Below are 20,499 nucleotides of genomic sequence, written 5' to 3'. Positions count from 1 at the left end.
ATTAATATGGCTGATAAAGCTATTAAATATTATATTAGGTGCAATAGAGGAGATAATTTAGGATTTTTGGTTGAAGAGAAGACTTATACAACTGATAGAATGACAGGAAATAATGAAAATAGTAAGGAAAAATATAAGCAAAGTTATCAGCTATTTGAGCTAATGAAGGCTGGAGAAAGAGAAAAAACCCCACTATGTGAGGCTTTTAAAGAATGGTATGGAGAAAGCATATATAAGGATTAGTACTCATTTACAGATTTTGGTGTATTAGGTATGGAAAAAGGAGAGATATATGTATTTGTATAAATCAAAGATGTAATAGAATTTAGGTGAGGACAGACAATACTACTAGTTAATCCAGCTAAAATTAAGGTTAATACAATTTTTTTGAAACATTTTTTCATAATGAACAACCTCCGTAAATTTGATAAGGAAATCATATTATGGATATAGAAAAACCACCATACCAAAACCTGATATTTTAAAATCAGGTTTTGGTATGGTGGTTTTATAATCATAAGCGTATAATTACAGTATCAGCTGATGAAAAAATACTTAAAATATTGCTATTCAAGGAGGTAAAAGTTTATGAAAAGTAATGAACTAATCAAAAAAGTAAAATTAGCTAGTTCTTTCAGAAAGATTAAGCTTGTCGGAGAACATGGGCATGGACAATGAAGATACTATTGCTCTTGTGAATGAAAGTACAGGAGAATGGTATGTTGAAAATTTAACTAATGAGATGTCTGAATCAGAGATTTGGGTCTGTCCAACTAAAGAAATCAAAGACTATATCTTATCAATTTGCAAGAATATTCAAACACCGGGGTTATGTGGGGTAGAGAAACCATGTAATGATTGTTTTAATCTAATTATTATAGATACAACAAATATTTGTAACTTAAGATGCAAATACTGCTCTGTATCGGCAGAAAGCGATGGTAATCGTCTTTCAATAGACGCACTACATAGTGGGTTAAATAAGATTTTTGAATTGCCTAATCTTGCTTCAACACTAAGTATAGAATTTTCAGGTGGAGAACCGTTGATAAATTTTGAGATTATTATGCAAGCTGTTAGCTTAATAAATACAATGACTACTGAATGTGATATTGAGATACGATATTGCATACAGACAAACGCAGTATTGATAACAAACAAGATAGCGAAATTTTTTGCTGATAATAACTTTTCTGTTGGCATAAGCGTAGATGGGTATGCAAAATGGAATGCTAATCGAATAGATAGTAATGGAAATCCTGCCTATGATAGAATTATTAAATCTATTGAATTGCTAAAAAGTATGAATGTTGAATTTAGCATTTTAGGAGTCGTATATGACCCTGATCAGTATGATGACTTTATTCACTTTGCAAAGCAATATGAAATTAAAGATTTTCGCCTTAATACACTTACAGCAATTGGCAGAAGCACAAAAGAGATGACAGATTCAAATTTTGTTAAAAAAAGAGCATCTAAATATATAACTGCATATATCGAAATGGCTAAAAAAATACTGTTAAAAGAGGAGTTTAAAGGATATAGAGAAGCAAATTTATCTTATTTTCTTTGGGCATTATTGGACTGGCAGCCACATATGTGCTTTAGGACACCTTGTGGAGCCGGCAGAAATCAGATACACCTAAGCTCAAAAGGTGAATTTTATCCTTGCCAAGACTGGCGTTCTATTAAAGATGCTTGTTTAGGATTGGTAAGTGAAGACAGATCTCTTGAAGAAATGTTAAAACAAAGTGAAAGAGTAAAAAAAATGAAAATGTCAAATGCTGAACGCTATCCAAACTATTGTAAAGATTGTACTTGGAAAGTAAGGTGTGGTGTTTGTGCAAGAGAATTATATACTGAATACAAAGATGATAAATCTAAGATAGGTTTGTGTGAATTTTATTGTGGTGTCTATGATTCCTTACTTGCATTTATTTATAAATATGAAAAGGAAGTATTGGAGTATCTGGGGGTGACAGATGAAAATTGAATGTTTTATTAATAAGCACACCACAAAAATTTTAAGAAATAAGAATTTGTCTTCTCCTATTAGAAGTGAAGTAGTAATAAAAATATATGAAAATACACTGATATTATCAGAAAAAATAGATACTCCTAAAATTATAGAGTCTATAATATCTTATTTAAACAAATATTTTTTAAATCTGGGGAATAAAGATAAAAATGAAGTATTACCTGATATAATCTTTGTTTTTTTAGATACTGAATTAGGTATTGCAAAAAATGGATTTTTACTTAATGGGCTGACTCTATTCATACCAAATCAGTATCATATACTTTTATCTGCATCAGCAGAACAGATGCAGCTTAATATATTAGTACATGAATTGATTCATATATATGTAGATAGATTGTTTTGTGAAAAACCAATATCTAACATAGAAGAATTGGAACTTGAAGTTGAAAAACATGAAAATATTGTTCTAAATGAGGTAAGTAAATGGACGGAAAGCTGATGAGGCACTTTATTGTTAAAAATTTTTTATTTATGACATTTTTTTTAATTACCTTAGTTATTGTTGAATTTGGTTCTGTGGCAGTCATTTATAAGACCGGAAACTTTATGGACAAATATATTGTGGTAGCTTCTATGCCTTCTCACAAACTGTTTGATGATTTGGCATTTTTAATTATTCTTTTGGCTGGGGTTCTGATAGCAAGAATTGTAAATAAATGTCTTGATTTCTATTTATCAAACAAAGGTATGATTTATGTTGAGAGTAAGGCTTTAGACCATATTATGCATATAGAACTGGAAGAAATTATGCATAGGGATAAAATTGAGTTGGCACAGCAGATAAATAATGATGCTGTTGTTATATCGGACTATATGATATCGGGGCTTCCTAACCTGATAATTAAGCTTATGAAATTACTCTTAATACTTATAGTAAGCGGAGGAAGTTCAGCGTATGGAGCAATTATTCTGATATTGGCATCTTTAATTTATATGTTTGTTTTCTTCATAACTAAAAGTAGATATAAAAAGCTTAATTTTGATATGCTTAAGGCTGAACAAGAGTACTTTGGAGTTTTGGGTGGAGAACTTCTGAATGTATTTTTAGTTAAGGCAAATAGCTGGTATAAACGAACTATAGATCGTTTTGAAAAAGTTGGTGGAATATTTGTAGATAAATCACTTAAATTTTTAAACTTTGATTTTTTTCTGAGCAACATGATAAGTATGCTTACACAGATAATGACGATTATTATTCCGGTGATTATGTTATTTAAAGGAAAGTCAACACCGGCAGTATTTTTTGTGATTGTTACCCTTTTACAAATGTATTTTTCAAATCTTTCAGAAGTAATGGAACTTTTTAAAGGGGTAAATAGGAAAGATGTAGCATCAATTCGTCTAAATGCCCTGCTTAATTTACCGGTAGAAAATAAGGGAGAAGGTAATGTAGAAAGAATTAAAGAGCTCGCTATAGACAAGGTTGTTTTTTATTATCGCACTTCAAATAATTTGATTCTTAATGGAGAAAACCATTTATTTAAAAACAATACAATTACTGCTGTTGTTGGAAATAATGGAAGTGGAAAGTCAACTCTTATAAAAGTGTTAATAGGTCTTTTGAAACCGTCAAATGGAGAGGTGAAGGTAAATCATACTGTAAATAATTCTCTGAACATGGAAAATGTAAGAAAAGAGCATATTGCATTTTGTGAACAAGAACCGTATCTTCTTCCAGATACAATACTAAATAATCTAAATTATGGCATTGATATCCCTAAAAGTATAGAATACTATAAATCAATTCCCATGCTTGATTTTGTATCAAATCTAGAAAAAGGTTTTGAAACTTTAATTTCAGCAGGGAGCAATAATTTATCAGGTGGACAAAAACAAAAAATAGCTTTGGTAAGGACTATGGTGAAAGAAAGTGCCAGTTTAATGATTTTTGATGAGCCGACTTCAGCACTTGACAGGGAAAGTATTGTAAACTTTATGAAATGCTTGCAAAATATAAAGAAAGAAAGAATTATTTTGATTGTTACACATGATACTATGGTGAGTGGCATGGCTGATGAAATATTTAAATTAGGTTGAAAACTTCCCTTTTAGTACATAATATTTGCTTGTTAATACACAGTTGTCCTAAAAATAGGATCTTTTTTTATTATAATGGTAGCAATCTTACCAATATTTAATTAAATGGTATTGACAACTATGAGTCTCGCAGTTTTGAAAAATTCATCTGTATTCAAACACCTCTTCCACCATCATCCACAGAAACTTAGCAAGCTTCATAGCATACAGCAGATTGGGAATAGCCCTGCCTTTTTCAATATTTATCAGAGTACGGACATTTATATCGGCTCCTTCAGCGACCTGCCGCTGGGTGAAGCCGAGGCTTGTCCGTTTTTCTTTTAATCTGCAGATTATTGTATCTGTATTCATAATAGCAACCGCCCCTCGCCAAAATCTTCTTAAATCTTTATTATGATAAAACACGCCCCAAAATCTTAAATGAGCTGTTCAGTCTGTTCAATCCATATAAGCTCCCTGTCATTTTGTAATCACCGCTTTTTTCAAGCAGGCGGGTATATTCTATTACCTTATCTATTCCTTCTTTGTTTAGGTTGCGGAAAGGGTTATCAGGATTGGTTCCGATATTATCAATAATTCAAACGGTTGATGATTACTTAATGGCATATAAGACTATTGCGAGTATGGATAAAAAGGGTACAGCTTCTTTTGCATCTCAAGCAAGAATGAGAGTTCCATATATAGTTTGTAAAGAACCAGGAATATCTGAAAAGTATTCAGGTAGACTTTATAATTCAGATAATCAGACCTTGGGATATTTAGAAGTATCTGGAATTCCCATGGATATGGGGAAAAAAAGAGGAGTAAGAGTTTTTGCTAATAATATTGGAGAAAGAATAGGGGGAACATGTAATTTAATGCAAAATATATAAAGGCAATATTTGATTTATATAATGTGATTATTGATTCAAGTTTAGTCACACGATTATATGGACAAAATGGAATAGCTCCTAAAAAACAGAAAAATGCTAAATAGATAAAATGTATAAGTGAAACCATAAATATGCTGCGTACTGTTGGAGCACACACAATTAGTGAAGAAAATATTAGTGAAGAAATTAGCCTTCAATTTATAAAATGGCAATTAGATCGTTGTGGGAATAATAATCCAACAGAAAATGAAGATTTTAAAAAACTAATAAAAGGATTATTGGATTTAGAAAGTAAATGTTTTAATTTATTAGACGATTTTATGAAAGATGCACTTAACTTGAATAGTAATTTGAAAGATGAAATGGTATAAAATGAAGCAACCAAATGGATCTTATAAAATTAATAAAATTGGAACATATAATGATATTAACAATTTGATAATGGATGAAATTTATTTTAAAGAGAAAAAAATATATATCAACTGATGCAAGCTAAGGAGACTGGAAAGTTTACATCAGATGATTTAGATTCAATTAATCAGGCTATAAATGAATATCAATTAAGTATTGATGGGAAAAAATGGAAGTTTTAACACTTCTTCCACAGGATTTATTTGGCTATGTAATAAAGAATGAATTTAATATGTAATCATTATTGTATCAGATTACTCATTTTCCATTGGGGGTGTCTATGACAAGTATTAAATGGCAATAGATAAGGCACAATATAAAAAAATATTTTATAGTCATCCACCATGGAAATCCGACCTAATTAACGCTATAATGTATTTAATCTAATAAGAAAACAGAGCAATCATTGTTGCAAGCTTTTTGACAATGGTAGCCAAAGGTAGGAACTCCATGGAACTGAATGGTTATATCCTTTCGGTGCTTTGGGCACCGGACAAGCACCGAAAGATACTTTTACAAGGGATAAAACAGGTTTTCTTATTTTGACATGAGTTTACAGGAAAGTTAGAAAATAAGCTGCTTTCACCCACTTATGTTGACAGATAATATTAGTAAATTATAGTACAAACCTTAGCTTCTAAGCTTAGCCCGGGGTTCGATTCCCGCAGGGAACATCCATTTTAAGCGGTAATGACGACAAAATCATTACCGTTTTTTTGTATATCACAATAAAAATAAACCACCGGCTATGCCGGTGAGTTCCCAAATAGCTTTAGCTTCAAGAAAAGACCTCCTGTGGTATAATAAGTACAGGTTTGGCGACCGCACAACAATAATACCACAGGAGGTATCCAATATGGACAAGAATAGTTTAGCACATACTACATGGGAATGTAAGTATCATATTGTATTTGCACCAAAATATAGGAGAAAAATTATATATAATAAGCTGAGGGCAGATATAGGAAGAATTCTCAGGGAGTTGTGTAAGAGAAAAGGAGTTGAGATAATAGAAGCAGAAGCTTGCCCGGATCATATACACATGTTTGTAAGAATACCACCCAAGTATAGTGTATCAGAGGTAATGGGATATTTGAAAGGGAAAAGTTCGTTGATGATATTTGAAAGACATGCGCATTTAAAATACAAGTATGGCAACAGGCATTTTTGGTGCAGGGGCTACTATGTAGATACAGTAGGGAAAAATGCAAAAAAGATAGAAGAATATATCCGAAACCAATTAACAGAGGAAAAATAATATGCAATTTTTTACACAGGCAGTGGATGTACTAAAAATATTGGTAACAGCAATCGGAGCAGGACTTGGAGCGTGGGGAGTAATTAACCTGCTTGAGGGATACGGTTCTGACAATCCGGGTGCAAAATCACAAGGTATAAAGCAATTGATGGCGAAATAAAGACGGAATGACACAACAAAATCTCTAAAACAAAACAGATACTCAAATATAAATTGAATATAACCAATATTTATGGTATAATCCTTATAAATATAGTATTAAAAGAAAAGAGGATTAGTATGGCATTAAATTATAAACCGTTATGGATACAGTTAGCCAAAAAAGGCTTGAAGAAAACTGATGTAATAGCTATGGCAAATCTTACCACCAACGTTATGGCACAGATGGGAAAGAATAAGCCTATAACACTAAAAAACTTAGAAAAAATATGCAAGGCTTTAGATTGCACACCAAATGATGTATTTTCATTTGATGATGATTATATTGTATAAGTATATGGAGTTATGAGATATGAAAGAGATAATAATTATAGATGATGATATTGCGTTATGTAATTTAATTAAAAAATGTTTAAGCACAGACGGATATTCTGTAGATATTGCCAATAACGGATTGGATGGATATAAGAAAATCCGAAGTGCAAATAATCTGTGCTTGATTTTATTAGATATTATGCTTCCTGATTTTGATGGATTTCAAGTTTTGGATATGATAAGAGAAGAATACACTGTTCCAGTTTTAATGTTGACCGCAAAGTCCGATGATGATTCGAAAATTTATGGGCTTAAACAAGGTGCGGATGATTATCTAACGAAGCCGTTTAATATTAATGAACTTAAAGCAAGAGTTGAAGCTATGGTCAGAAGATTCACAGACTTTAATCAGAAAAGTACAGATCAGCTTAATGAAATCATAATAGAAGATATGAGAATAGATAAAGAGAATAGAACTGTAAAAATAAGTAATAACAGTATCGAATTAACAAGTAAAGAATTTGACTTGTTATATTTTCTCGCATCTAATAAAGGGAGGATTTTTACAAAAAAACAAATATATACAAATGTATGGGAAGAAGATTACCTTTTTGATGATAGCAATATCATGTCCTTTATAAGTAAACTCCGAAAAAAAATAGAACCTAATCCTGAAGAACCAACTTATATTTTGACGGTAAGAGGCGTGGGTTATCGTTTTAGTAAGGGGGAATAATGTATGGATATAAAAACCATTATAATCTTTATGCTCTTATGTGTAATCCTATATTTATTAAAAAAGATCACGCATATAAAAAAGGAAATAGATAGGATTAGGGAGGTACTTGTTGATATCAAACATGGTGATTACAATCGTAGAATTTTAATTAAGAAAAATGATACTACAGAAAAAATTTGCCACGATATAAATGAGATAACACTACAAAGTCAAAATAAACTAATAGAGCAAAAACAGTCGGAGCAGGCATATAAATCACTCATGACAAGTTTATCTCATGATGTAAAAACTCCTTTAGCATCTATGGTTGGGTATTTGGAAGCCGTTAAAGAAGGACTTGTTACAGGTGATGAAAAAGATGACTATATAAAAGTTTCTTTAAGTAAAGCACATTACTTAAAGGATTTTGTAGAAAAACTTTTTGATTGGGTAAAATTGGATTCAGGAGAATGGAAGTTTTCTTTTGCGGATAAGGATTTGAACGAATTAACAAGAAATGTCATAAGTGATTGGATTCCTGTTTTTGAAGAAAAACATATAAGCTATGAAATTGAAATTCCGGAACAGGAATGTAATATAAGGATAGATGAAAATGCTTATTTTAGAAGTTTAAACAATATTATAAACAATATTATTGTTCATAGTAATTGTGATAGAGTACATTTGAAATTAGAAGAATCGGATACAAAAGTTATTTTGACGATTTTAGATAATGGAGATGGTATAAGTGAAAAGGACTTACCATATATATTTGACAGAATGTATCAGGCAGATAGTTCAAGATTAACAAAAGGTTCAGGGCTTGGATTATCAATCTCCAAAGAATTATTGCGAGTAAATAATGCTAAAATAAGCGTAAGTAGTGTGCCAAATATAAAAACTGTTTTTACTGTAGAGTTTGCAATGTAAATAGCTGATTTAGGAAGCCTCTTAGGGGGCTTTTTTTATTGAAGCAAGATAAAAACAAGAGTGTCGCAAGATTATGGCAAGGTTAATCATTTACAATATTTATTGTAAGGAGGTGCGATATGTTCTTGATAAAAGCTGAAATAAAAAAATGGAAGAGAAGTAAAATTTTGATAGGTATTATTATACTAACTGTTATCTTGAATTTGTTTGCAATTGAAAGAGCATTTTCAATTTCAAGAGAAAGTCCTATCATGGATAGTTTTGGAGACTTATATTGTTTAGCATTTAAGAATATAACTTTTGTGTTCTTGCCAATCGTAATTGGAATGATTTCTACAATGTTATTTTTTGACGAAAGGAAGAATGACACATTAAAGAATGTACTAATAACTTCGGTTAGTAGATTTGAAGTATTTTTTGCGAAATTTATTTTGATAGAATTACTGACTATATTTTTGATGGTATTAACATATATGTCATCAGTTTTGGGTGCAGTATTAAGTGCCGGATTCGTAGATTTTAATTTAATTACATTGAAAGATGCCACTATTTTATATGTAGTAGCAGCTTTGTTAATTCCGATTGCAATGCTTCCAGTGATTTACATTGCTACTTTTTCTAAGGGTTATATTTTATCGATTTCTATGTGCTTGATTTATGTAGGCGCCTCGATATTTGGTGCATCAACTTTAATACCTATACATCCACTTGCAAGTTTATTAGGAGTCTATCAAAATGTATCATCTGCTGCTAAAGAAATGGTAGAAAATAGTATTGGAGGATATCCGCTAAATGCATCACCGTTTAGTTGTTTATCTTTTATTGCAATAATCGGAATTCTATTTTTTCTACTCGGTATAAAATCCATGAAAAAACAAAATTATTAGACTAATTTGTAAAAAATATTATTTTTAGATAGAGGTGTGAGAGAATGAAAAAATATACTGTAATAATACTAATTGCAATTTGTTTTTTAGCTTTAACGGCATGCGGAAATAAAAAAGAAATAGTGTTGCCCGAAGTTGAAAATATAACAGAAGTAGAAATTATTGAAAATACTTCTGAAATCTTTAAGATAATTAGTGATAAAGAGGAAATATCAAAACTGATTAGTGATATAAAAGACAATTCAGAAAATGATAATACGGAAAGTGTAAACGACCAACCTACGAATGTTGATAGCTATATCATAATAAAATTCTATCACAAAGATGAGGGGAAAAATCCAAGTGTAGCATATTTATATAAGGAAAAAGGTAACTGTTATATTGAACAGCCCTATACTGGGATTTGGAAATTAAAACAGGGAATTTTTAATAATATTAGTGATTTGATTAGCAAAAAATAATATGTAATAGAGTGCAGAAAATGATGTTACAAAATAAGGAGAAAAAGTGAAATGAAAAATTATATTATCGAAACAAAGAATTTGACAAAGGTTTATGGAGAACAAATGGTTGTCAATTCTGTAAATTTACACATTGAAAAAGGTTCTATATATGGGTTGTTAGGGAGAAATGGAGCAGGAAAAACAACCATTATGAAGATGATATTGGGTCTTACGGATATTTCGAATGGTGAAGTAAGTGTTTTCAATCAAAACATAAAAGGTAACGAGAAAAAGATTTATCCAAGAATTGGTGCAATTATTGAAACACCCGGATTTTATCCTAATCTTACAGGGACAGAAAATTTGGAAATATTTGCAATGTTAAGAGGAACGGCTTTTCCTAATGCAGTTAAAAATGCTTTAGAAGTAGTTGGTCTGCCATATAAAGATAAAAAACTTTTTGGGAATTATTCTTTAGGAATGAAACAAAGACTGGGAATAGCTAATGCAATTTTACATGATCCTGAGGTTTTAATCTTAGATGAACCAACAAATGGATTAGATCCAATAGGAATAGCAGAAGTTAGAAGCTTTATAAAAGATTTAAGTGTAAAAAAAGGAAAGACGATTTTAATTTCCAGTCATATTCTATCTGAAATAACACTCCTTGCTGATACAGTGGGCATTATAGATAAAGGAGTTTTGTTAGAAGAAAACAGTATGGAAGAATTAAATAAGAAAAATAGAAAGTATATTATTTTGGAAGTATCAGATGTATCAAAATCTGCCACTATTTTGGAAAAAGAATTTGGAATAACAAATTATTCCGTTGAAGATAATAATCATATAAGGATATATAGTCATGGATTAGATATGGCAAAAATTAACAAGTTGTTGGTTATGAATGAAATATCAGTGATTTCATCACAAACATGTAATGATTCTTTGGAGGATTACTTTAAGAAAATAACCGGAGGAGAGGGAATTGCTTAATTTAGTTAAAGTAGAGTTTCTTAAATTAAAAAGGAAAAAGGTTGTTTTGATGATGTTTCTGGCAACACTCCTAATGCCATTACTTGCCACTATATACTTTGGGAATATAGACCTTTCAGACAATGTAATGAAATATTTCAAATGGACAATATTTAGTTATAATTTATGGCTGATTTTGCCAATAATATTAGGAATATTTTCTACAATGATTGTGTCGGCAGAGTATGAGAATGATACTTTTAAAGCATTATGGATTGTTCCGGTACAAAAGACGAAATTTTTGATTAGCAAATTTGTAATTGTGCTTAGTTACACTTTAGTATTTATGAGTCTGTCAATTCTATTTACGCTTCTTTTTGGGAAAATTATTCATAATATAGAGATAGATTATTCTTTGTTTGCTTTTCTTATTAGAAAGTGTTTTGAGATTAGTGGACTTTTAGCAGTTTCTATGCTGCCTATTTTATCTGTCGCATTTTTGACAAAAAAATATATTTTACCTATTTGTTTGACGATTGTTTATGCTTTTTCAGGGTTTGTAATTTTGATGGTTAATATGTATGTGCATCCATTATCAAGCTCTACAGCAATTGTTTTGAGGGATGTCCCGGGAATAATATTAAATCAGGATATAAATATATTTTATTCTCTTCTTTGCATAGGGATATGGGTAGTTGGATTTTCAATAGTTACAAAATTATTATTGAAGAGGAGAGGATGGTAATGAAGACACTTTTATTTGCTGAATATAAAAAACTTTACAGGTCAAAATTGATGTTTTTGCTTGTATTTGCACTTATAATGACATTAGGGATTGTATTTCTTCAAGGACAATTTTCATTTGATGGCAAAAAGTATATAGACACATTTGGATGGTATTTTTTACAGGTTCAGTCCTTAACAACATATTTTGTATTGCCAAGTCTGATAGCGTTATTTGGAGGATATATTATTTGTCGTGAGGAACAAGAAGATGTACTTAAATCATTGAAGTTAATACCGATAGATGAAAAAAATATGATAACTGCCAAAATGATAATTACTCTATTGGGTAGCATTTTTATTTATCTAATATTGTTTATGGTATCTTTAATTATAGAAACGGTATTGCATTTACACGCAGTAAATATGAGTGAAGTAGTTCACTATTTTGTTGTATATGTATTAACTGGAATAGGCGTTTTTATGGTAATATCTCCAATTATTGCACTTATTGGACTTGTTAAAAAGAGCTACTGGATAGCTCTGATTATCGCTGAGATATACTCTTTTGTGGGAATATTTTTTGCCCCAAAGGAAATTTTAAGAGCCATTTATCCAATATCATCTGTGTTTATTTTGTCAGGAGCGTATGAAACATCAGCGATAGAAATTATGATTAGTATAATTGTAAATACTTTTTGCTGTTTAATAGCGTATAAGATATTAAATAAAATAAGTATTAGTAAAAAGTAAATGAGAAAAACAGAAGAAATCAATCTGAATTATTTATAAGAGGACATTTTACGCCAAAGTGTAGAAGTCCTCCTTTTTTATTCTCAAAAAACCAAAACAGAGAAATAAAAAGGGAGGAACGCACAATGGACAAAAGAGAATACTATATTTATATCAGAGGAAAAGCCGTAGCCGTAAGTGAAGAAATCTACAAAGCTTATTGGAAGATAACAGAGCATGAAAAATATCTCCAAAGAAAAGATTGGAAGCATAATGTAATACCATTTTCAGCATTAGACCATGACGGACACTTTGTAGATAACATCATAGATGAAAAAATAGACTTAGAAAAAATCGTAGAAGTAAAAATGCAAATTGAAGAACTAAATAAAGCATTAGCTACACTGACAAAAGAAGAAAGAGAGTTAATGGAAGCCATCTTCTACAAAGAAGAAAGTTTAAGGTCAATTAGCAGAAGAGAGAAAGTTACACATCAAGCAATCAGTGGGAGGAGGGATAGAATTTTAGAAAAGTTGAGAAAATTTTTAGAAGATAAAATCTAAAAAATGATGAAAGGTTAAGTATCAAAGAAAGGTATTTAGCCTTTCTTTATGAGAACAGAAAAAGATTAGACGAAAGGAATGAAAAATGAAGAAAGAAAAAACATTACAGGAAGTACAAGAACAAATTTCTGAACTTCAGGAAGAAAAAGAAAAGTACGATGTAAAGCTGAAACAACTACAAAATCAAGGGAAGAAATTAGAAAAGTTGGCAAATGAAAAGGAACGAAAAAGAAGAAATCATAGGCTCATACAAAGGGGCTTGATAGTAGAAAGATTGGTTAAAAATCCTCTAATGTTTACTAACGATGAGGTAGAAGAATTACTTAAAGTTGCTACTCACACAGAAGAATACAGACAAGCCTATGAAGAAATGATAAATGGGAAAGATATAGAAGATGAAACAATCATCGAGTAGATAAAATAAAAAATCTTAGTTTTTTCAGAAGCTCCCTGCAAGGGCAAAAAGCACCGCAGGTCGCAAAGCACTCTTTAGGGTGTATAATTGCGCCCTTAGTAAACTAAGGGATTTTAGCAAGTCTTTGAAAATCCAAAACTTAATAAAAACATACGGATAAAGCAGATAGGAAAATATATAAAAAATAGCCTATCTGCTTTTTCATTTACATGAAAACAAACAAAAAATGAAAGGAGCTTATACCGATGGCAGAAACATTTCACTTTAGTATTTCCATGATAAGCAGAGGTAAGAGTAAATCGGCAGTTGCAAGTGCAGCATATATCTCTTGTGAAAAGATCAAAAATGAATGGGACGGAGAAGTCCACGACTACCATAATAAAAAGGGACTTTTACATTCGCAAATTTACTTGCTGGAGAACATACCAAAAGAATTACAAGACAGAAGTTTTTTATGGAACAGCGTGGAGCTAAATGAAAAGGCAAGCAATGCACAGCTTGCAAGAAACTTCATTATTGCTTTACCGAAAGAGTTATCCTTTGAGGAAAACAAGAAACTTATTACAGACTTCATACAAGAAAATTTTGTATCAAAAGGAATGATAGCATACCTTGCAATACATGATAGAACAAGTGAAGATAACAACAATATCCATGCACATATTATGACTACCCTTAGACCAATCAATGAAAAAGGAGAGTGGCAAGCAAAATCAAAAAAAGAATATATCCTTGATGAAAACGGAGAAAAGGTAAAACTAAAAAGTGGGAACTACAAAACAAGAAAAGTAGAGCTGACAGACTGGAACGATAAAGGAAACGCAGAGAAATGGAGAGAGAATTTTGCAAGCCTTTGTAATCAGTATTTAGAAAAAAATCATCAGGAAAAAAGAGTAGATCATCGTTCCTACAAAAGACAAGGGATAGAAGAAATTCCAACCATTCATATGGGAGCAAGTGCCAGTGCATTAGAGAAAAAAGGAATAGAAACCGACAAAGGAAACATCAATAGAGAAATCAAAAAGCACAACTCCTTAGTAAAGGCTATTAAGAGCAAGATAAAAGAAATAACTTTTTGGATAGACTCTTTACTTGGAAATCTGCAAGCAAAATATGATGAGTATAAACAGGACAAGAAAGATGAACTGGAGAACAAAGCAGAACTCTTTAACCTCTATGAGTATATTTCTATCTACAACGAGATACAGGGAGAAAAAACAAAGAATTTATCATACTATGGACAGATAAAAAAGGGAAATGTAGACCTAAAGAGATTTGTAAAAGCAATCTACTATTTGAAAGATAATCATCTTCAAACCATAGCAGACCTACAAGGAAAAGTCTTTGAACTTGCAAAGCAAAGTAAAAAGATAAGCAGTGATATTCAAGAAAAAACACAAAGAATTAAAGACTTAAATCAATGTGTAAGTTGCATAGACTCTATAAAAGAAAACAAAAAAGTCTATCAGGAATATAAGAGCAAAACCATATTCAAAGACAGCTTTTATAATTCTCATAAAAAGGAAATAGATAAGTACCAAAGAGCAAGAAAGACTATAGAAAAATTTACTGGGACTTCAGCCATAAAATTAAATGATTGGCAAAAAGAAATTACAAAACTTGAAAAAGAAATAGAAGTCTTAAACAAAGATAAAATCAAAATTCAAGATGAATTTAAGCAGATAGACCATATCAAATATGCAGTAAAGATTGTCAATGATGAGTATGGCATAGATTTATCCATAGAGATAGACAAAGCAATTAAGAGAGGAGAAAAGCCAAGTGTAATTGCACAATTGAAAAAATTCCAAGAACAACAAGAAAAAAGAGATCAGTATAGACAAAAGACAAAAGAAAAATATACGGAACAAGAAAGATGAAATCATAAAATAGGACAACCTTTAGTAGGGAGTGAGCAAATCATTTAGTACTACAAACTGACGCACTATTTCGTTGCATAAGGCTGCGTACCCATTTTGTGAACGCAGATATAAAGATGAGTCCCTGTTTCGGGGACACATATAACTAGTGTCGTGTTTCACGATGGCAGCTATATAAGGACTTCATATTTCAGGGTGTATTAACTATAAAGGGTGTCATAAATTACTACTTCCTTTAGCTATATAAATATTGAATACACTCAATATTTATGGTACAATTAGCAATATAGTATGATGAGTTAAGGAGTAAACTTATGAATAATTTAGTTGAAAATCTTCATGCAGATGTTTATGCAAATATAAAAAAACTAATGGATAATGCACGAACTGATGTAGCGAAGCAAGTTAATAATATATTAGTAAAAACTTATTGGGAAATAGGGAGAATTATTGTAGAAGATGAGCAAGGCCATTCAGATAGAGCTGAGTATGGGAAAACTCTACTGAAAGATTTGTCTAAAATGCTGACTAAAGAATTTGGGCGTGGATTTTCGGTTTCTAATCTACAGTTTATGAGGAGATTTTATCAAGAATATGAAATTCAACAGACACTGTCTGTTAAATTGAGTTGGTCGCATTATTGTGAGTTGTTGTCTATTGACGATATGAATAAGCGTAGTTTTTATGAGAAAGAAACGGTCAATGCAAATTGGTCTGTAAGGGAATTAAAAAGACAAATAAATACATCACTATTTGAGAGATTATTGCTATCAAGTGGAGATGAAAATAAAGAAAAAGTATTAGATTTAGCTCTAAAGGGAAACGAAATAGCTACGCCAAGTGATGTAATAAAAGATCCGTATGTATTTGAGTTTTTAGGACTACCTGAAGAAAAGCCAATGATGGAAAGTGATTTAGAAAAAGCACTTGTAACTCATATAGAAAAATTCTTATTGGAACTTGGTAAAGGCTTTATGTATGTTGGCTCACAACAAAGGGTAACACTTGGAAATACCCATTATTATGTTGATATGGTATTTTACAACAAGATACTCAGAAGCTATGTTTTGATTGAATTAAAAACAGGAAAGCTAATGCCAGAAGCAGTAGGACAGCTTAATATGTATCTTAACTACTATAAAGCAGAAGTTAATGACGAAATGGATAATGAACCTATTGGAATTATCCTTTGTGCGAACAAGGATAGCATACAGGCAGAATATGCACTTGGTAGCTTATCTAACCAGATATTTGCTTCTAAGTATACGATATACATTCCAGACAGAGAACAATTAGAAGAACAGGTAGAAAGAGTAGTAAAAAAGTACAAGAAAAAATAATAGTAAAAATTACAGAAATATTTTAGAGAAGTAAAAGCAAAGGTGCCGATACTTCTCTTTTTATTTGAGGAGGATATGGAAAATGGCAGATAAAAGAATGTTTTCATTGAAGATAGTGGATAGCGATTTATTTTTAGATATGCCACTAAGTAGCCAATGCCTATATTTTCATTTATCAATGAGGGCAGATGATGACGGCTTTGTGGATAATCCAAAGAAGATAATAAAGATCATAGGAGCAAATGACGATGATTTAAAAATCTTAATTACAAAAGGCTTTGTAATTGTCTTTGAAAGAGGAATTATAGTCATTACCCATTGGAAGATAAATAACTATATCCGAAATGATAGACGAAAAGAAACTTTGTATATCAAAGAAAAAGAATTCTTATCAGAAACAGAGAATGGAGCGTATATAAAGCTTGAAAATCTTGGTATACCAAATGACAACCACTTGTCAACTAAAAGTCAACCAACTGACAACCAAGTGTCCGTCAATTGTCCGCATAGTATAGATAAGGGTAGATTAGATAAGATTAGTATAGATAAGGGGAGAGGAGAACAAGAAAACCAATCAGCCCCCTTTTCTTTTTACGGAGAATATCAAAATGTTCGATTAACTGACGAAGAATACCATAAGCTAAAGGATAAGCTTCAAGGTCATACCGATACCATGATTGAAAAGCTATCAAGGTATCTTAAAAGTAAAGGCACAGATTATAAAGACCACTATGTAACCATTCTTAATTGGTATGAACAGGATAAAGAAAAACTAACACAGAAAAACACTCAAAATGGAAGTTCTAAAACCTACTCAACCAACTATGAGGATAGCGATAGCCTATAAACATCATATAACAAGGTGGAAAGGTGTTTTTAGAGCATTAAAGCTAAAATAGGTATCAGAATACACCAAAGATAAAAAAACCTTAAAACGCATTCCACTAATTAACAGGAAAAAGGAGAATTAAAGTTATGAATAACAAAGAAAATCAAAATATGGTAACTACAAAAATACGAGGTACAGATTTTACCTACAACAAAGATACTCAGCATGAAAAGGACGGACATATCTATTGCAAGGCTTGTAATGAAATAATAGATGGCAAAGTAATTCAGATGTTGGATAAGCCTATGATTATCAGAACAACTTGTAAATGTGATAGAGATAGACAGGAACGAGAAAAACAAAGAGAAAAGCAAATAGAACAGGATAGGTTAAGACAAAACTGCTTTATATCCAAAAATCAAAAAGCATATACCTTTGAAAATGCTGATGAAGATACCGATAAAGAAATCATCAAAAAAGCTAAAAACTATGTAAAGCATTTTGAAGAAATGAGAAAGGACAATGTAGGCTTGCTTTTATATGGAAATGTAGGAAGTGGTAAGACCTATATAGCTTGTGCTATTTCCAATGCCATAATCACAGAGTATTCTTATACAGTTAAGATGAGAAATTTCGCACAAATACTAAATGACTTACAAAAAGGTGGCTTTAACCTTGATAGAAACGAATATATTGAGCAAATAACAAATCCAACCTTACTAATTCTTGATGATTTTGGGATAGAGAGAAATACAGAATATGCCTTAGAGCAAATCTACAATGTGATAAATGCAAGATACCTAAAGGCAAGACCGACCATTATAACTACAAACCTTAATTTTAAGGATATAGAGAAAGAACAGGAAGATATAATGCTTGGGAGGATTTATTCAAGGATAATAGAGATGTGTTTACCCCTTAGAGTTATAGGAGTGGACAGAAGAAAAATACAAAGTAAAGAAAAGCTGAAGAAAGCACAAAACTTAATAGATGAGTAGAGGCGATTAGAAAAGTAAAAAATTCTAATCGCTTTTTTAATTGCAAGGAAAGGAGCAATCGATGAAAAAAGAAAAGACAAAATATATTGTAAAACGAAACTATACAACACAAAGAACAGGAGCAGAAGCGTTTATCAAGCTGATTAAAAAAGACAACAACATTGAATATACACAATATAATATTGATAAAGATAAGAAAGTGTGCTATACTAAAGACAGTTTTAGAGAGGGTTGTGTCATTCCTAAAAATCCAAAGGAGGAATAGGAAATGATACAAACAAATTCAAATCACTTTTCATATCGGACTGCAATTTATTGCAGACTGTCTAAAGATGATGAGCAGAAAGGAGAGAGTGCCAGCATACAAAACCAAAGGGATATGCTTGAACATTATGTCAAGGCAAGAGGTTGGAATATAGCTGATGTATATGTCGATGACGGATACACAGGCTTAAATACGAACCGCCCCTCATTTCAAAGACTGATAAAAGATGTTGAGGAAAGAAAAATTGATATAGTCATTACTAAAGACTTATCAAGACTTGGAAGAAACTATCTTCAGACAGGATATTATACCGAGAATTTCTTTCCAAAAAACGGAGTGAGATATATCGCAGTCAATGACGGAGTGGATACCTTACAGGACAATAATGAGATAGTACCCTTTAAGAATGTACTAAATGAGTTTTATTCAAGAGATGTTTCAAAGAAGATGAAATCGGCATATCTTACAAGAGCAAGACAAGGTAAATTTACAGGCTGCCTTGCACCATTCGGATATATGAAAAATCCTGATGATACTTACTCTCTTATGGTAGATGAAGAAACTTCGTGGATAGTGGAAAAGATTTATGACCTTGCTATCAGTGGATATGGAGTACAGGCAATAAGGCGAATACTCTTTGATGAAAAAATTCCTACACCTACTTGGTGGAACAGGAAAAAGGGACTTAGAAATGTTTTTACCAAATTAGAAAAAACCGTAAAAGACGGCGAGTATTGGTGGGATTGTACAACAATCAAGGAGATAATTGAAAATCCTGTTTATCTTGGACACACGGCAAGTCAGAAAGCAAACTATCAATTCAAAATCGGTTGGCTATCAGACAAACCAAAAGATGATTGGATAGTTGTAGAAAATACCCACGAACCTATCGTTTCAGAAGATACCTACAAAATGGCAAATGAAAAGATAGAAAGTAGGAAGCGACCTTTTAAGACAGGAGAAGAAAGTATCTTCGCAGGACTTGTCAAATGCCCTGATTGTGGGAAAGCCTTAAATCTTGGAAGAAACAACTCAAAGAAAAAAGAGAAAATACTCACTTGTAACACTTATCGCAGATACGGAAAAAACTTGTGTACTCAGCATAGGATATACTTTGATACTCTTTATGAAATCGTACTTGCAGATATTAGAAAGAATGCAGACTTCGCTTTAAAAGATGAAAAGGAAGTCTTAAAGGCTCTTGAAAAATCAAGAGATACAGAAAATGAAGAAGAACAAATCTATATCGCAAAGAAGATTGAAGAAGATAGTAAAAGAGTGGCAGAGCTTGGTAACAAGATTGAGAAACTCTATGATGATTGGATAAATAAGAAAATCAGCGAGAGCAATTTCCAAAGAATACTTGAAAAATCTCAAGATGAGCAAGAGCTTTTAACAAAGCGAATTGAGGAAATGGAAAGAAAAGTTGTTACAAGTAGAGTAGATGAAAATGGTGTCTATAAATGGATAGAACTCATCAAGAAACACAAGAATATTAAGAAGCTGGACAAAGAAACCTTAAATGAACTCATCTCAAAAATCTATGTTCACGAAAAGGAAGTAGTGGACGGAGAAATCACCCAAATAATAGAAATACATTACAATTTCATAGGAAATACAGACAGCTTACAGGTCAGCTACAATCTCTAATTAGCCATAAAGCAGCTTATGGCAGGAGGCGGTATAGTTTTAATAGGGCTAAAACTGATTC

24 protein-coding genes and 2 pseudogenes are annotated in these 20,499 nt (G+C 31.5%); 25 read left to right on the top strand and 1 reads right to left on the bottom strand.

Going from position 1 to position 20,499, the window contains the following annotated elements; genetic code table 11:
* The 4 genes from ACTTKP_RS07285 to ACTTKP_RS07270 form a co-directional block, all read left to right on the top strand.
* Positions 1-243, top strand: a 243-nt coding sequence (locus tag ACTTKP_RS07285; protein WP_442553242.1) for a hypothetical protein, incomplete at its 5' end; no start/stop codon positions are given.
* Between the two features lie 424 nt (positions 244-667).
* Complete coding sequence (locus tag ACTTKP_RS07280; protein ID WP_442553241.1) at positions 668-1,993, top strand: radical SAM protein; 1,326 nt, start codon at positions 668-670, stop codon at positions 1,991-1,993.
* A complete protein-coding gene (locus tag ACTTKP_RS07275) occupies positions 1,983-2,480 on the top strand; it encodes a hypothetical protein (RefSeq protein ID WP_442553240.1) in 498 nt (165 codons plus the stop codon). Before ACTTKP_RS07280 ends, ACTTKP_RS07275 begins: the two co-directional genes overlap by 11 nt.
* On the top strand, positions 2,465-4,078 hold the full coding sequence (locus tag ACTTKP_RS07270; RefSeq protein ID WP_442553239.1) for an ATP-binding cassette domain-containing protein: 1,614 nt from the start codon (positions 2,465-2,467) through the stop codon (positions 4,076-4,078). The genes ACTTKP_RS07275 and ACTTKP_RS07270 overlap by 16 nt, the downstream gene beginning before the upstream one ends.
* Positions 4,079-4,222: 144 nt before the next feature.
* Here the strand turns inward: ACTTKP_RS07270 and ACTTKP_RS07265 are convergent, their stop codons facing one another.
* The gene (locus ACTTKP_RS07265) at positions 4,223-4,429 is read right to left on the bottom strand and encodes a helix-turn-helix transcriptional regulator (RefSeq protein WP_442553238.1); all 207 of its coding nucleotides are present in this window, start codon (positions 4,427-4,429) and stop codon (positions 4,223-4,225) included.
* Between the two features lie 248 nt (positions 4,430-4,677).
* On the opposite strand from ACTTKP_RS07265, the gene ACTTKP_RS07260 reads away from it, so the two are divergent.
* The 21 genes and pseudogenes from ACTTKP_RS07260 to ACTTKP_RS07160 all read left to right on the top strand — a co-directional run.
* The gene (locus ACTTKP_RS07260) at positions 4,678-4,950 is read left to right on the top strand and encodes a hypothetical protein (protein WP_442552574.1); all 273 of its coding nucleotides are present in this window, start codon (positions 4,678-4,680) and stop codon (positions 4,948-4,950) included.
* Positions 4,951-5,081: 131 nt separating this feature from the next.
* Positions 5,082-5,321: a hypothetical protein gene (locus ACTTKP_RS07255; protein WP_442553237.1), complete on the top strand. Its 240-nt coding sequence runs from the start codon at positions 5,082-5,084 to the stop codon at positions 5,319-5,321.
* A gap of 896 nt (positions 5,322-6,217) precedes the next feature.
* Positions 6,218-6,619, top strand: coding sequence for an IS200/IS605 family transposase (tnpA, locus tag ACTTKP_RS07250; RefSeq protein WP_442553236.1), 402 nt, complete (start codon positions 6,218-6,220; stop codon positions 6,617-6,619).
* Between the two features lies 1 nt (position 6,620).
* Positions 6,621-6,773: pseudogene (locus ACTTKP_RS07245) on the top strand (Maff2 family mobile element protein); the annotation flags it as partial.
* A 125-nt stretch (positions 6,774-6,898) separates the two neighbouring features.
* On the top strand, positions 6,899-7,111 hold the full coding sequence (locus tag ACTTKP_RS07240; RefSeq protein ID WP_442553235.1) for a helix-turn-helix domain-containing protein: 213 nt from the start codon (positions 6,899-6,901) through the stop codon (positions 7,109-7,111).
* A gap of 19 nt (positions 7,112-7,130) precedes the next feature.
* Complete coding sequence (locus ACTTKP_RS07235) at positions 7,131-7,829, top strand: response regulator transcription factor (RefSeq protein WP_025271829.1); 699 nt, start codon at positions 7,131-7,133, stop codon at positions 7,827-7,829.
* Between the two features lie 3 nt (positions 7,830-7,832).
* Complete coding sequence (locus tag ACTTKP_RS07230; RefSeq protein ID WP_442553234.1) at positions 7,833-8,741, top strand: sensor histidine kinase; 909 nt, start codon at positions 7,833-7,835, stop codon at positions 8,739-8,741.
* Positions 8,742-8,860: 119 nt separating this feature from the next.
* Positions 8,861-9,628, top strand: a complete 768-nt coding sequence (locus ACTTKP_RS07225) for an ABC transporter permease (protein ID WP_316536999.1) — start codon at positions 8,861-8,863, stop codon at positions 9,626-9,628.
* A 44-nt stretch (positions 9,629-9,672) separates the two neighbouring features.
* Entirely contained in the window at positions 9,673-10,089 is a 417-nt protein-coding gene (locus ACTTKP_RS07220) for a DUF5301 domain-containing protein (RefSeq protein WP_442553233.1), read from the top strand.
* A 51-nt stretch (positions 10,090-10,140) separates the two neighbouring features.
* The gene (locus ACTTKP_RS07215; RefSeq protein WP_025271825.1) at positions 10,141-11,064 is read left to right on the top strand and encodes an ABC transporter ATP-binding protein; all 924 of its coding nucleotides are present in this window, start codon (positions 10,141-10,143) and stop codon (positions 11,062-11,064) included.
* Positions 11,057-11,788 (top strand): ABC transporter permease, encoded by a 732-nt coding sequence (locus ACTTKP_RS07210; protein ID WP_442553232.1) that lies wholly within the window; start codon positions 11,057-11,059, stop codon positions 11,786-11,788. The genes ACTTKP_RS07215 and ACTTKP_RS07210 overlap by 8 nt, the downstream gene beginning before the upstream one ends.
* Entirely contained in the window at positions 11,788-12,519 is a 732-nt protein-coding gene (locus tag ACTTKP_RS07205) for an ABC transporter permease (protein ID WP_442553231.1), read from the top strand. Before ACTTKP_RS07210 ends, ACTTKP_RS07205 begins: the two co-directional genes overlap by 1 nt.
* Before the next feature lie 125 nt (positions 12,520-12,644).
* Positions 12,645-13,061 (top strand): sigma factor-like helix-turn-helix DNA-binding protein, encoded by a 417-nt coding sequence (locus tag ACTTKP_RS07200; RefSeq protein WP_025271822.1) that lies wholly within the window; start codon positions 12,645-12,647, stop codon positions 13,059-13,061.
* An 85-nt stretch (positions 13,062-13,146) separates the two neighbouring features.
* Complete coding sequence (locus ACTTKP_RS07195) at positions 13,147-13,476, top strand: DUF3847 domain-containing protein (RefSeq protein WP_037612772.1); 330 nt, start codon at positions 13,147-13,149, stop codon at positions 13,474-13,476.
* A gap of 245 nt (positions 13,477-13,721) precedes the next feature.
* Positions 13,722-15,356, top strand: a complete 1,635-nt coding sequence (gene mobQ / locus ACTTKP_RS07190; protein ID WP_442553230.1) for a MobQ family relaxase — start codon at positions 13,722-13,724, stop codon at positions 15,354-15,356.
* A 314-nt stretch (positions 15,357-15,670) separates the two neighbouring features.
* Positions 15,671-16,696, top strand: coding sequence for a PDDEXK nuclease domain-containing protein (locus ACTTKP_RS07185; RefSeq protein WP_442553229.1), 1,026 nt, complete (start codon positions 15,671-15,673; stop codon positions 16,694-16,696).
* Between the two features lie 82 nt (positions 16,697-16,778).
* Positions 16,779-17,543 carry a hypothetical protein gene (locus tag ACTTKP_RS07180; RefSeq protein WP_037612768.1) on the top strand — a complete coding sequence of 255 codons (765 nt, stop codon included), beginning with the start codon at positions 16,779-16,781 and terminating at the stop codon, positions 17,541-17,543.
* Positions 17,544-17,671: 128 nt separating this feature from the next.
* Positions 17,672-18,523 (top strand): ATP-binding protein, encoded by an 852-nt coding sequence (locus tag ACTTKP_RS07175; RefSeq protein ID WP_116479660.1) that lies wholly within the window; start codon positions 17,672-17,674, stop codon positions 18,521-18,523.
* A 61-nt stretch (positions 18,524-18,584) separates the two neighbouring features.
* Positions 18,585-18,788 carry a hypothetical protein gene (locus tag ACTTKP_RS07170; protein WP_025271816.1) on the top strand — a complete coding sequence of 68 codons (204 nt, stop codon included), beginning with the start codon at positions 18,585-18,587 and terminating at the stop codon, positions 18,786-18,788.
* A gap of 3 nt (positions 18,789-18,791) precedes the next feature.
* Positions 18,792-20,438, top strand: coding sequence for a recombinase family protein (locus tag ACTTKP_RS07165; protein WP_037612763.1), 1,647 nt, complete (start codon positions 18,792-18,794; stop codon positions 20,436-20,438).
* A gap of 6 nt (positions 20,439-20,444) precedes the next feature.
* Positions 20,445-20,499, top strand: a pseudogene (locus ACTTKP_RS07160) (hypothetical protein); the annotation flags it as partial.

Source organism: Catonella sp. (assembly GCF_052169795.1).
Taxonomy (GTDB): Bacteria; Bacillota; Clostridia; order Lachnospirales; family Lachnospiraceae; genus Catonella.
This window is presented reverse-complemented; position numbering and strand designations above follow the sequence as displayed.

Coding starts and splice junctions, on each gene's coding strand:
- ACTTKP_RS07175 (WP_116479660.1), top strand. CDS start 17,672: ATGAATAACAAAGAAAATCAAAATATGGTAACTACAAAAATACGAGGT.
- ACTTKP_RS07195 (WP_037612772.1), top strand. CDS start 13,147: ATGAAGAAAGAAAAAACATTACAGGAAGTACAAGAACAAATTTCTGAA.
- ACTTKP_RS07265 (WP_442553238.1), bottom strand. CDS start 4,429: ATGAATACAGATACAATAATCTGCAGATTAAAAGAAAAACGGACAAGC.
- tnpA (WP_442553236.1), top strand. CDS start 6,218: ATGGACAAGAATAGTTTAGCACATACTACATGGGAATGTAAGTATCAT.
- ACTTKP_RS07205 (WP_442553231.1), top strand. CDS start 11,788: ATGAAGACACTTTTATTTGCTGAATATAAAAAACTTTACAGGTCAAAA.
- mobQ (WP_442553230.1), top strand. CDS start 13,722: ATGGCAGAAACATTTCACTTTAGTATTTCCATGATAAGCAGAGGTAAG.
- ACTTKP_RS07220 (WP_442553233.1), top strand. CDS start 9,673: ATGAAAAAATATACTGTAATAATACTAATTGCAATTTGTTTTTTAGCT.
- ACTTKP_RS07260 (WP_442552574.1), top strand. CDS start 4,678: ATGGCATATAAGACTATTGCGAGTATGGATAAAAAGGGTACAGCTTCT.
- ACTTKP_RS07235 (WP_025271829.1), top strand. CDS start 7,131: ATGAAAGAGATAATAATTATAGATGATGATATTGCGTTATGTAATTTA.
- ACTTKP_RS07230 (WP_442553234.1), top strand. CDS start 7,833: ATGGATATAAAAACCATTATAATCTTTATGCTCTTATGTGTAATCCTA.
- ACTTKP_RS07170 (WP_025271816.1), top strand. CDS start 18,585: ATGAAAAAAGAAAAGACAAAATATATTGTAAAACGAAACTATACAACA.
- ACTTKP_RS07275 (WP_442553240.1), top strand. CDS start 1,983: ATGAAAATTGAATGTTTTATTAATAAGCACACCACAAAAATTTTAAGA.
- ACTTKP_RS07240 (WP_442553235.1), top strand. CDS start 6,899: ATGGCATTAAATTATAAACCGTTATGGATACAGTTAGCCAAAAAAGGC.
- ACTTKP_RS07185 (WP_442553229.1), top strand. CDS start 15,671: ATGAATAATTTAGTTGAAAATCTTCATGCAGATGTTTATGCAAATATA.
- ACTTKP_RS07225 (WP_316536999.1), top strand. CDS start 8,861: ATGTTCTTGATAAAAGCTGAAATAAAAAAATGGAAGAGAAGTAAAATT.
- ACTTKP_RS07180 (WP_037612768.1), top strand. CDS start 16,779: ATGGCAGATAAAAGAATGTTTTCATTGAAGATAGTGGATAGCGATTTA.
- ACTTKP_RS07215 (WP_025271825.1), top strand. CDS start 10,141: ATGAAAAATTATATTATCGAAACAAAGAATTTGACAAAGGTTTATGGA.
- ACTTKP_RS07280 (WP_442553241.1), top strand. CDS start 668: ATGGACAATGAAGATACTATTGCTCTTGTGAATGAAAGTACAGGAGAA.
- ACTTKP_RS07165 (WP_037612763.1), top strand. CDS start 18,792: ATGATACAAACAAATTCAAATCACTTTTCATATCGGACTGCAATTTAT.
- ACTTKP_RS07270 (WP_442553239.1), top strand. CDS start 2,465: ATGGACGGAAAGCTGATGAGGCACTTTATTGTTAAAAATTTTTTATTT.
- ACTTKP_RS07255 (WP_442553237.1), top strand. CDS start 5,082: ATGCTGCGTACTGTTGGAGCACACACAATTAGTGAAGAAAATATTAGT.
- ACTTKP_RS07200 (WP_025271822.1), top strand. CDS start 12,645: ATGGACAAAAGAGAATACTATATTTATATCAGAGGAAAAGCCGTAGCC.